The following is a 12,137-nucleotide window of genomic DNA, read 5'->3' as shown; positions in this document are numbered from 1 at the left end:
GCTCAGCCAGCCGAGACCGTTCGTAACTTACAATTCAATCTGTCTACTGATGAGGCTTGCCCCCTGTAAGCGATTCAGGCAATTGCGCATCATCTTCTATGCGATCTCACGATGGGCCGGTCGTCTCTAAAGCTCGCGTGGTCAGCTTAGCCGACACGAACCTTCAGGTCACTCTATAGGACCTCCTCGTTAGCTGAGCCAAAGGTATAGAGAACTTCGACGATCTCAAGCCAGACATGGCCATTTGCCCAAGAGCGGCAGCCACTGGTCCGAGCGATCCAGGCGACTTGCCGCCAAGATCCCTGATTGAAGAATAGTCATGATGAGCCTGTCGAGCGCTGCTCATCTGGATGCCACATCACCAGAACGACCGCGCCGTGCTCGATACATGCAGCGCCCTGCTGATCTGATCCAGCGCCCGTCCGGCACCGATGCAGATGTTCGGGAGCTTGCCATGCTGTGTCGGTCTTCAGCACTGCGGGAGTTGGCACTTCACGCGCGGCTCGCTGGCCTGCATGCTCCGGGAGGCGGCCAGTCCGCTTGCAACCTGGCCTGAAGCGAGTTTGTCAGGTTGAGGCCAATGGGCGCTATGGATGGATCTCAGTGGGTTTACTATCTTGCTCACCTGCGGCCGCTCGAAGAAGCGCTCGGATGACCGTCAGCTCAGCAGATCGACCCTGCCGGTGTCGAGCCGATAAAGACCCCCGACGACCTTCAGTCTGTTCTGCTCGACTGCCGACTTCAGAAGCGGGGTCGCCGAAATGAGCTTATAGACGTTCTCAGCCACATTTTGCCGGATCGCATTGGCGAGTGCATCCCCGCTCTCCTGAGAAGAAGCCTTCACCGCGGGCGCAAGTGCGGCAACAAGGGATGGAATGTGCCCTGGCAGTGTAGTGTCGTCCTTCAAGGATTTGATCGTGGCACCGACAGCACCGCAGCGATCATGGCCGAGTACCAGGATTAGGGGGGTATTTAGCACGGCCACCGCATATTCCATGCTGGCGATAATCTCATCGTTGGCGAAATTACCAGCGACACGGCAAACGAACAGATCGCCAAGTCCGCTATTGAAAACATACTCAGGGACGATTCGTGAATCGGCGCATGTTAAGACTGCCGCATACGGATTTTGCCCGCCGACCAGAGCGCTGCGTTCGTGCCTGAAGTCGCTGCCTCGCGATATGCCCTGAACATAGCGCGCATTGCCTTCCATTAGTCGCTCAAGCGAAGCCTTTGGCGAGAGCAGGTTATCTGGTTTGGGCGGCGCTGTTGGCTCGATCGCGCTCGCGATCCTGCCGCCAAGCAGCATGCCGGCCGCCGAAGCAGCGAATAGCATTAGAGAACGGCGGGATGGCACCGTCGGACGAGGCAGGATCGGGATGCACTCTTCACACATGTATTTCCTCTGAGCGCGCTTCTCCAGTGCGTTGCGTGATTTCGGCCTCGCTTCGCTGCAGAACCCGCGCCTGACCAAATTGAGCTGCAACCAACCGAGTTGCACAGGCAAGTGACCGATGCGCTCGCCCTTACATCTATAGCTGCTCTTCGTTGCACACTTGTGAGCCTGTCCGAGATGGCCGCGAGCAGAATTTAGAGAGTCGTCGCGACCTTCATAACGATTATCAGACTACGTCCTGACGCAGCGTGAGGTTCAAGCAATTTCTTCCCGTGCGACTCTTGCCCGCATGTCAGGACATCGGCAGCCTCTCTCCAATGCAGTATTGTGCGGCCTATTGTGCAGCGCCGTTCCTGCTGAGTGCGGAACAAAGTTGGATAGCACAGCATGTATTCCGCCGAATTCGGTTGGCGAAAACGAGATCACGACTGCCGTTGCGGTAATCGGTGCTCTGCGGCCAAGACCAATCTGGTCTAGGCACCCCGTCGCGGAGGTCAGTGAATAGCGAACGCACCAATAGGGCCACTCCTGATGAACAGCTAAAGCACGTTGGCCTGATTCGGGAGCGAGAAAACATCCGTGAGATTGCAAAGAGTGATCATCGAGCCGCGGAGTGTGGGCTTTCTCACAAAATGCTGCAAACTGTATGGATGACTGCCGTTTCTGAATACGAGCCGTTTGCCACTAAAGCAAGCCGCCAGTCCATTTAGCGCAATCACTAGCGTTATTGTCAAACAGAGCGAGGCGAACTTTGCAAAGTGCGACAGAAGCGTAGAACTCATGACAATGCTGCCGAAGCTAACGCCGCAATGTCAGGTGCCGACGGGCGAGCACTGAGCCACCGGGGGACCTCGGAATTTCCGGCGGCACGCCGCTTGCTTCGTTGGTCCGGTCACAGTCCGGCGCATATTCGTTGTCGCGACCCAATGCGCATCGTCCGTTCGCTCTGGCCAGCTCCAAACTGCGCGAGCCGGGCGGCCCAAGCAGTTCAGGATAACTTCTATGAAACACTCACTCCTCGCCACCGCGTTGCTTTCAATGGCGCTTTTGTCCTCTGCGGCATTACCCCAGAAACCGGCCCATGCGGCGGCGGTAGAGGATCCCTTCCTTTGGCTCGAGGAGATCGATGGACCGCGCGCACTCGCTTGGGCACGCGCCGAGAACGATAAGACGCTCGGAGTGCTCCAATCAGATCCCCGTTATCATCGCTTCTATGAGGAGGCGCTGAGCATCCTCCAAGCCGAGGACCGGATCCCGTATGTTTCGTCGGAGCGGCAGGGTCTCGGCAAGTTATGGCAAGACGAGAGCCGCGTGCGCGGCATCTGGCGTCGTACCACTGACGGCTATGGCAGCTCGGAGCCGGTCTGGGAGAGTATTCTTAGTATTGACGACCTGGCGGCCACGGAGAAGAAGAACTGGGTCTTGAAGGGCGGTAGCTGCCTGCCGCCCGAAGAGCGCCTGTGCCTCGTCGAGCTCTCTGACGGCGGGAAGGACGCTGTGTTCATTCGCGAGTACGATCGGCATGCCAAGGCCTTCGTACCAACCGGATTCGATCTTCCGGAGGGAAAGCAGGACGTCAGCTGGGTCGACCGCGACACGATACTCATCGCGCGAGATTGGGGCGAAGGGACCATGACGCCGGCGGGCTATCCCTTCGTCGTGAAGGAGCTCAAGCGCGCTCAGCCGCTGGTTCAAGCGCGGGAGGTCTTCCGCGGGGAGCCGAACGATGCGATGACGGCGACCTTCGTGCTGCGGGACAGCGAAGGCAGGATTCATGCGATCGGCGCCATACGCGCCATCAGCGCCTTCGAGCGGGAGTATGTGCTTCTCGGGCCCAAAGGACCGATCAAGGTTAACCTGCCAAAAATGGCGGACATCGTTGGCATCGCCAGTAACCGCTTGCTAGTGACGCTCGACGAAGACTGGGCGCTGTCCGAAAGCACCCACTTTGTTGCGGGTTCGATCCTCTCATATGACCTGGCCGAATGGAAGCAGGATCCGCTTCGCGCGACGCCCTCGGTGGTCTTCCAGCCCGAGGCTCGGCATGCGCTCAGCGGGCTCGTGGTCACCAAGAACGCTTTAATCCTGACGATCCTTGACAATGGTCAGAGCAAGGCTTTCATCTACAGCTACGACCAGGGTGACTGGCGGGCTACGCCGATCCCGTTCCCTGTCAACATGAACGTCAGCCTGTCAGCCGTTCGCCCTGAAACGGACGAGGTGCTGTTCACGGTCTCCAGCTATCTCGTGCCGACTTCCCGCTGGCACTTCGACGCGGCGACCAAACGTCTCAAAATGGTGACGACGACATCTCCTCAGTTCAACGCATCCAACCACGTTGTGGAGCAGTTCGAGGCAACTTCGCTCGATGGGACAAAGATTCCCTACTCTCTGGTGCGTCCGAAGAACGCAAGGCTCGGGGAGCCGATCCCAACCCTTCTTACTGGATATGGCGGGTTTCAAGAGCCGCTCCTGCCATTGTATGACGGAGCGATAGGGCGGCTCTGGCTTGAGCAGGGCAATGCATATGTTCTGGCAAACCTGCGCGGCGGCGGCGAGTTTGGGCCGCGATGGCACGAGGCTGCCCAGGGGGCCACAAAGCAGCGGACGTGGGACGATTTCATCGCCGTCGCGGAGGACCTGATTCGCCGGAAGATCACCTCTCCGCGTCGATTGGGCGTGGTCGGCGGCAGCCAGGGAGGTCTGCTAGTAGGCACCGCAATTACGCAGCGACCCGACCTTTTCAATGCGGCAATCATGCAGGTGCCGCTGCTCGACATGCTTCGCTTCGCAAAGTTGGCCGCGGGCGCCGCCTACATCGGTGAATATGGTGATCCCGCCGTTACGGAGCAGCGCGGATGGCTCGAGGCCTACTCGCCCTATCAGAAGCTGGTCCCCGGCAAGACCTACCCGATGCCTTTCATTCTCACCTCCACAAAGGATGATCGCGTGCACCCGGCGCACGGCCGCAAGGCAGCCGCTAGGCTTGCTGCCCTCGGCCAGCCTTATTTTTACTTTGAGAACTTCGAGGGTGGACACAGCGCGGCTGCCAATCTCAAGGAACACGCGCGCCGGCTGGCACTCGAATACACCTATGCATCCAGGCGGCTTGTGGATTGAGTAATGTCAGCGAGGGAGTTCGTTGAGGCCGCCAGCGCAGTTGGTGGCCTGTCGGCATCAGCGCGTTTGAATGGAGAGCTCACGGAGCGGGCCTGTTTGTACCCTCAAAGAAGGCGGGCGGTTGAAGCGAGCGAGGTTCACGAAAGGGCAGATTATCGCGATTTGATTGTCCCGCTTATAATAGCGATCCCATCGAGCTACTTGCGCTCTATGACTCTATCCAGTTACTCCCAAGCTCCGCGAGACCTCTCAGCAAAGAGCTCTCCTCCGTGCGAAGGATCATTCGGATGATTTTTGGACAACGGAGCGCAGTCCACAAACCTTCAGTGATGAAGACGCAGCCTGCAGCATGAAGCTTGTGCTTTCCGAGCAGCAAGATGCTCAGGGTAAACGCGATCTGCCGCGAGTCCATCGACGCTGTGTTCGGCATCATCAGCCACAGGCAATTGCGTGAGCGGCTTGCGCTCTCATTCAGGGGTTAAAAAATGGCAGAACAGATTCATTCGCACGCGGTGGTGTGGATCGACCGAGTCATTGCCAAGATATTCTTCATAGGGCTAACGGGCGTCAGCGCCACGACCGTGCGCGCGCATAAATCGTGTACGATTGGAGCTTCCGGTGGGAATAATGATTCAACGTTTCTCGTCAGGATAGGTGGGGTCCTGAGTAGGTGCACCGATCTGCTGATCATCGGGCCGGAGACCGAGCACACTCAGCTAATGCACTTTCTGAGAGCGAACAGGCTGGACCTCACCATCCAAGTCGAGACAAGCAATCCTTCGACCGACCGGGAACTCGTAGCGCTCGGGCGAAAGCGCTTCCGACTGGATTAAGCTCTTTGCTTCTGATTGTCGACCGTGCTCCAGTTTTCCTGGAAACCACTACCTCGTGCGGCGTCATCCGTTTAGGTCGGTCAGTAAGCGCCGGTGCAGAGGACGCTCCTTGAGTTGGCGGACGATGGCCGGTTCGGTTCGCTCTTAGCGCCCAACCTGTAGCTAGCTCGTTTAAGTGCGGTTAGCCGGCTCCGTACTCCGGTGCCGATCGCTCAGAGGGGATAGATGGACGAGCGGCATTTCCGCTTCGCCAGTTCTCATCGTGCCTGAGGACATGCTGTGTTCGTAATCATTCCAGAGAGACTCGCGTCACCTGCGGTGCGGCTTGTTGCACGACTGCAAGCCCGGCATATTCCAGGACGGTTGAACTGATCCGAGGTCGCCAACGCCACAGAGGAGGACCGGCCTTGAAGGGATAGTCGCATCAAAATGCCGTGCCTTCGGCTTCCAGGTCTGCCGTTCTATGCAATTGATTATCCGTTCCTCCCGCCTGCCCTGACTTGACGGATGTCATTTTCGCGCAGACGGCGAAATCCTAAGCGAAGGGTCTGTATGGCTCTCGCAACTGCTGATCGCTATATCCGGCGAGCACTAGACTAGCGCACCAGAATCGCAATGTGGAAAGAGTTCTACGCCAAAAGACGACCCCGGCATTTCGCTGCCGGGGTCGCATTTTCAGCGAGAGTGGTCAGAAGTCCATGCCGCCCATGCCGCCTCCCGGCGGCATAGCGGGCACGGCCCCATTCTTCTTCGGCAGCTCGGCAACCATGGCTTCCGTGGTGATCAAGAGCGCGGCAACAGAGGCTGCGTTCTGGATCGCGGTGCGCACCACCTTGGTCGGATCGATGATGCCCTTTGAAACCAAGTTGCCATACTCGCCGGTTTGCGAGTCGAAACCGTGCGCGTATTGCTCCTTCTCCAGGATCTTGCCGACGATCACCGAACCGTCTTCACCGGCGTTGATGGCGATCTGGCGAGCGGGGGCCGACAGCGCCTTGCGCACGATCTCGACGCCGGTCTTCTGGTCGTCGTTCTTGGTGCGCAGGCCCTTGAGCTGCTCGGAGGCACGGAGCAGGGCGACGCCGCCGCCCGGGACGATGCCTTCCTCGACAGCCGCGCGGGTCGCATGCATCGCGTCATCAACGCGATCCTTGCGCTCCTTCACCTCGACCTCGGTCGCGCCGCCGACGCGGATCACCGCGACGCCGCCCGCGAGCTTGGCAAGACGCTCCTGGAGCTTCTCACGGTCGTAGTCCGAGGTGGTCTCCTCGATCTGCGCCTTGATCTGGGCCACGCGCGCCTCGATGTCGGCCTTCTTGCCGGCGCCGTTGACGATCGTGGTGTTCTCCTTGTCGATCATCACCTTCTTGGCGCGACCGAGCATGTTGAGCGTGACGTTCTCGAGCTTGATGCCGAGATCTTCCGAGATCGCCTGGCCGCCGGTCAGGATCGCGATGTCCTGCAGCATGGCCTTGCGGCGATCGCCGAAGCCCGGAGCCTTGACGGCCGCAACCTTCAGGCCGCCGCGCAGACGGTTCACGACGAGCGTCGCGAGCGCTTCGCCCTCGACGTCCTCGGCGACGATGACCAGCGGCTTGCCGGTCTGCACCACGGCCTCGAGCAGCGGCAGCAGCTCGTTCAGCGAGGAGAGCTTCTTCTCGTTGATGAGGATGTAGGCGTCGTCCATCTCAACGCGCATCTTGTCGGCGTTGGTGACGAAGTAGGGCGAGATGTAGCCGCGGTCGAACTGCATGCCCTCGACCACGTCGAGCTCGGTCTCGAGCGACTTGGCTTCCTCGACGGTGATGACGCCCTCGTTGCCGACCCTCTTCATGGCGTCGGAAAGGAACTTGCCGATCTCGGCATCGCCGTTGGCCGAGATAGTGGCGACCTGGGCGATCTCGTCGTTCGAGGTGACCTTCTTCGAGTTCTTCTCGAGGTCGGCCACGACGGCTTCGATCGCAAGGTCGATACCGCGCTTAAGGTCCATCGGGTTCATGCCGGCGGCGACCGACTTTGCACCCTCGCGAACAATCGCAGCGGCAAGCACGGTCGCGGTGGTGGTGCCGTCGCCGGCCGCGTCAGCGGACTTGGAGGCGACTTCGCGCACCATCTGCGCGCCCATGTTCTCGAACTTGTCGTCGAGCTCGATCTCCTTGGCGACGGTGACGCCGTCCTTGGTGATGCGGGGAGCGCCGAACGACTTGTCGAGCACGACGTTGCGGCCCTTCGGACCGAGTGTGACCTTCACGGCATTGGCGAGGATGTCGACCCCGCGCAGCATGCGGTCGCGGGCGTCTACGCCGAACTTAACTTCTTTGGCTGACATGTGGGTTTTCCTGAGTGTTTCACTTGGTCTCATCCTTGGCGGCGCGCGGCATGCGCTCCTCAGGATGAGTCCTGCGAGCGGTAATTTAGGCGGCCTTCTTCTTGGCGAACGGATCCGTGAGAACGCCCAAGATGTCGCTTTCCTTCATAATCAACAGCTCCTGGCCGTCGATCTTGACCTCAGTGCCTGACCACTTCCCGAACAGGATGCGGTCGCCGACCTGGACATCGATCGGAACCAACTTGCCGGACTCGTCGCGGCCCCCGGGGCCGACGGCGATGACTTCGCCCTGGGAGGGCTTTTCCTTCGCCGTGTCCGGAATGATAATGCCGCCAGCGGTCTTTTCTTCTGCGTCGATGCGCTTGACTACGACGCGGTCGTGAAGCGGACGGAATTCCATGCAGATCTCTCCTAAGCAGTTACGCAAGTTGAGGATTTCTCGATTGCTAGCAATCGAGGCCAGTGAGTGCCAACGCAGGCGCACCTGAAATAGGACTGATTTGTTGGGGAACAAGTGTTTGTAGGAGGAAAATCCTCACTCACCGCCGAGCTCTGAATCCGCTTCGGGCAATTAACCTCGCGAGCTTGCCGCCGAGCACCCGACGCTATTCTGAGTGAGCTTTGTCTCTCTACCCAATATCGCTTTACAGTTCGATTCCCTTCAACCCGGTCTTGCAAGCCATGATCTTAGGACAAAACGGTAAAGGGCTGCCGATCTGGAGTAGCTTCAAATGAAACCGTCAGCTGAATTCGAAAGATCACGCGGTCTTGGAATCCTGCGCCGAGATCGGGATTGCCTGCTTGGATCGATGGTCCGCTAGCCCTCGCGCCCGATCTGCCCGGTTTACGCCAGAGTGCCTCTGCCGGCATTGCGGCGGAATTGACTTTGGAGCAAATCGACGGCCTGGCGCACGCGAAGCTGTCTCAGGGCGACACGAACGGGCGTATGTTCCTCTCACAAGAGCCCGTCCTTATGCCAATCGCGCCGGATGGCGTATACACGCGGACAGCGGCTCCGCCTTGAGTTGTCGAGCCGCCAGTGCGGGTTCGGCGTTAGAATAAATCAGCTGAAAAAACCTTCTTGGACTTTGATCTCGATCAGCCGCGCCTAGATCGCAGCGGCAGCTTGGAGGTCGTGCTTGACGGAGAGATGGTCGGACTTTTGCATCACGGGCGGTGTTCTGCCAGGCCGCGGCCAGACGGTGCCGCAAGAATGCGACAGGGGTGTCCGATCTTGCTAAGTTGAGCGAGTGCACGTCTGAGCACTGTAGGTGAGAGCTACGAGAAAGCCAGATGTTAGGCCAAGATCGCCCTCCGCCTTTCCAGCTGCATCAGTGCATCATAGCGCGGCAATGTTCTTTCGGTGCTCCTGCTCGGCATTGCAGACCACTCCCTCCTTCTCGTGCCAGCTTCGGCGCAGCGCTTGAAGTAAACTGCGCTTCGCCGTAGTAGCTACAGAGTGGTGCGAACGAGCTCCGCGCATAGCCATGCGACCGTTCGCCGGCCGGGTATGCGCAGACTTAAGTGAGCGCGTCCGGTTCATGGCACGGAGACAAGACCCTACCGTCGGGCTAGAATGGGTATTTGGCATCAGGCACGAGTATGAAGCTCTTGGCTCTCCACTGTGCGAGGGACCAAAGGGCACAAAGAGCTGCGCCCTAGACGCGATAAGCGTCTCATCTGGCGATAAACCTCAGTATAGTCTTTTCAACCCTTTCCAAATCAGCTGTTTATCTTCGTACGATTGAGATCACCCTCGACTTTGTCTCACTTCTGCTAGGAGCCGCGGGGTGCCAATTGGAGATGTCAAAGCGCCGGATCCTGCCGTATGGATCGAATTCGATGGGTTTCAGACGATGAGTTGCAGGCGATTTCCTTCTCACATGACCATGCCGCGCCCGGGTTCAATCCTTATAGAACCGCAGGGCCGCCGTTACTTTGTTCGAGCGATGACTGCGGCGATGGCCGCTCAGCTTGTGCACGCTTAGGGAGGACTCATGGTCGACGATACTAATGATTCGCCCGCAGTATGCTTTCTCCTTGGCCTTCCACGCTCCGGGACGACACTCCTTGCCCACCTGCTGCAGCAGCATCCGGACATCACAGCTCCCCCCGAGCCCTGGCTAATGCTGGCACTAAACGAATTTGGCAGGGTAGACCACCGTCACCCGGCAGTCGCATCAATGATCAAGACCGCGACCTCTGAATTCTTGGCTCGTATAGATCGTACGATCGTCAGCCGCGCTTTTGCCGACGCGGCGTATGGCCAGTACTTGGCAGCGGCGGGCAAGCGTATCCTCATAGACAAGACGCCGCGCTATTGGATGGTACTTGAGTTTCTGGAAACTCTCTATCCAAAGACGCCACACATCCTTCTGATGCGCAATCCCTATGCTATTGCCGCTTCCTTGAAGTCGACGTGGGGCATCCCCCTCCACGCAGAACCCTCCTCTTCCATCAGCATATCGTCGCTCGCCGATCTTCTGATCCGTGTACCCGACAGCATTGCATCTGCACTCGCTGATCTGGTCCTAGGGCTTCCTAAGCTTGCAGCGCACCGGGCTCGACCGCAGACGCAGCTAGTGCAGTACGAGCGCCTTGTCGCGCGGCCGGAAGCGGAAGTCCGCCGCGTGATCGCGGGCCTTGGCCTTGATCCAACAATCTCCGCGCCAACCACGACTGAGCAAACCGACTATCTTCAGTCAAGTAGCTTCGGAGATCGAAAGATCCTGGATAGACAGGCGGTCGATGACCGCTCTGTCCACGCCTGGCAAAACCAACTGAGCATCGAAGAGATGCAAACAGTAACCGATCTAATCGGCGCAGATCTGTTGGTGGAGCTCGGATATGAGCAAGAACTACGACAGGCACAGCAAGCTGGAGTTGTGGATAAAGGGAAAGAGGTAACCGAACTTTATCGTCGGATCTTTGAAATTTGGTGGAATTTGCGCTGCTCCGACGGCAGTGCAACGCACCTGGATTCCTCCAGCGCTGGGGCACCAACCCATAGTGTCCGCGAGCCTATTGAGAGTTCTTACCGCAGCTCCGAGCTCCCGAAGAATGCCACACAACATATGTCCGGGTCCGAAACTGAGGACGGTGTGCAACTGGAAAATTCGACGGCAGCTCTGTTGAGCCAAGCGCTGTTGGCCTCGGAGGCTGATCGTGCCGTGCAGCTAGACGCTAGGCGTGATCGCGATGCCGTTATCGAGACGCTCCGAGGCGAGATCGCTCGGCTTGAGGTGGCTCTCAACAATGGCGTGCCATGACTTGCACGCCAGAGCAAAAGCCCTGCTATGACTGTACTTCTTAGCCTGCTATTGAACAGAAATTAGGGCAGCAGAAGCTTTCGAGCGCGCTGGTCTCATGCTAATTGCCGACCAGTAGATCGAGTGGCACATGAGTGCTGGACTGTCATTGCTGTTCGCGCCGCGACGTTTGAGCCGATGGAAGCGCTATTCAGCCGCCTGGGAATCGGTCGAATCAAAGCGGCACCTTAATCAATAGAGAGCCTTTCATCGGAAAGAACTTATGCTGCCAATACATCTTCGCCGCCTCGAAGCTGAATCCATCGAAATCATGCGAGAAGTAGTCGCCGAGTTCAGTAAGCCGGTCATGCTCTATTCGATCGGAAAAGACTCGAGCGTCATGCTGCACATTGCAATCAAGGCCTTCTATCCCGCGAAGTTGCCCTTCCCATTGCTGCACGTGGACACAACCTGGAAGTTCCGCGAGATGATCACTTTCCGGGATCAGACAGCCAAGCGGCTTGGCGTCGAGGTGATCGTGCACGTGAATAACGAAGGCGTCGAACGCGGCATCAACCCGATCGACTCGGGGTCAGCACTTCACACTCAAGTGATGAAAACAGACGCCCTGAAGCAGGCGCTCGATTTCCATCAGTTCGATGCGGCCTTCGGTGGAGCACGACGTGACGAGGAAAAGAGTCGCGCGAAAGAGCGGATATTCTCCTTTCGTTCGGCCGGGCATGTCTGGGATCCCCGCAACCAGCGGCCGGAGCTTTGGAATCTTTTCAACACCCGAATTCGTCAGGGCGAAACCATGCGTGTGTTCGCAATGTCGAACTGGACCGAGCTCGACATCTGGGAATACGTCATGCTCGAGCAGATCCCGGTTGTGCCTCTCTACTTTGCAAAACAGAGGCCAGTCGTACGGCGAAGCGGCGCAACGATCATGGTGGACGACGGACGATTTCCGCTTAAGCCCAATGAAACACCAGAGATGAGGATGGTCCGATTCCGCACTCTGGGATGTTATCCCCTGAGCGGAGCCATCGATTCCAACGCGACCACGATCCAGGAAGTCGTAGAAGAAATGCGGAATGCGAGAGTATCTGAGCGCCAAGGACGCTTAATTGATACCGATGAAGCCGCTTCGATGGAGAAAAAAAAGCGGGAAGGTTACTTTTAATGACTTTCATAGAGACGACCAAGTGTCT

The 12,137-nt window shown here is 58.3% G+C and carries 6 protein-coding genes; 3 read left to right on the top strand and 3 right to left on the bottom strand.

Translation table 11 applies throughout. The annotated features are described in order from the left end of the window. Positions 1-658 precede the first annotated feature (658 nt). Entirely contained in the window at positions 659-1,396 is a 738-nt protein-coding gene (locus N2602_RS31975) for a carbonic anhydrase (protein ID WP_157286278.1), read from the bottom strand. A gap of 1,002 nt (positions 1,397-2,398) precedes the next feature. Here N2602_RS31975 and N2602_RS31970 point away from each other — a divergent pair. Next, entirely contained in the window at positions 2,399-4,516 is a 2,118-nt protein-coding gene (locus N2602_RS31970; protein ID WP_260380587.1) for a prolyl oligopeptidase family protein, read from the top strand. A 1,521-nt stretch (positions 4,517-6,037) separates the two neighbouring features. Here the strand turns inward: N2602_RS31970 and groL are convergent. After that, positions 6,038-7,678, bottom strand: a complete 1,641-nt coding sequence (gene groL, locus N2602_RS31965) for a chaperonin GroEL (protein ID WP_260380586.1) — start codon at positions 7,676-7,678, stop codon at positions 6,038-6,040. Between the two features lie 85 nt (positions 7,679-7,763). Beyond that, positions 7,764-8,078 (bottom strand): co-chaperone GroES, encoded by a 315-nt coding sequence (groES, locus tag N2602_RS31960; RefSeq protein ID WP_260380585.1) that lies wholly within the window; start codon positions 8,076-8,078, stop codon positions 7,764-7,766. A gap of 1,597 nt (positions 8,079-9,675) precedes the next feature. Between groES and N2602_RS31955 the strand changes: the two genes are divergently transcribed. Both N2602_RS31955 and cysD read left to right on the top strand, forming a co-directional pair. Next, the gene (locus N2602_RS31955; RefSeq protein ID WP_260380584.1) at positions 9,676-10,947 is read left to right on the top strand and encodes a sulfotransferase; all 1,272 of its coding nucleotides are present in this window, start codon (positions 9,676-9,678) and stop codon (positions 10,945-10,947) included. A 262-nt stretch (positions 10,948-11,209) separates the two neighbouring features. Then, positions 11,210-12,109, top strand: coding sequence for a sulfate adenylyltransferase subunit CysD (gene cysD / locus N2602_RS31950; RefSeq protein WP_260380583.1), 900 nt, complete (start codon positions 11,210-11,212; stop codon positions 12,107-12,109). Positions 12,110-12,137: the final 28 nt, after the last annotated feature.

This window comes from Bradyrhizobium sp. NC92 (genome assembly GCF_025200865.1).
Lineage (GTDB): Bacteria > Pseudomonadota > Alphaproteobacteria > Rhizobiales > Xanthobacteraceae > Bradyrhizobium.
Note: the sequence above shows the minus strand (reverse complement) of the source record. Positions and strands in the feature narration are given on the sequence as shown.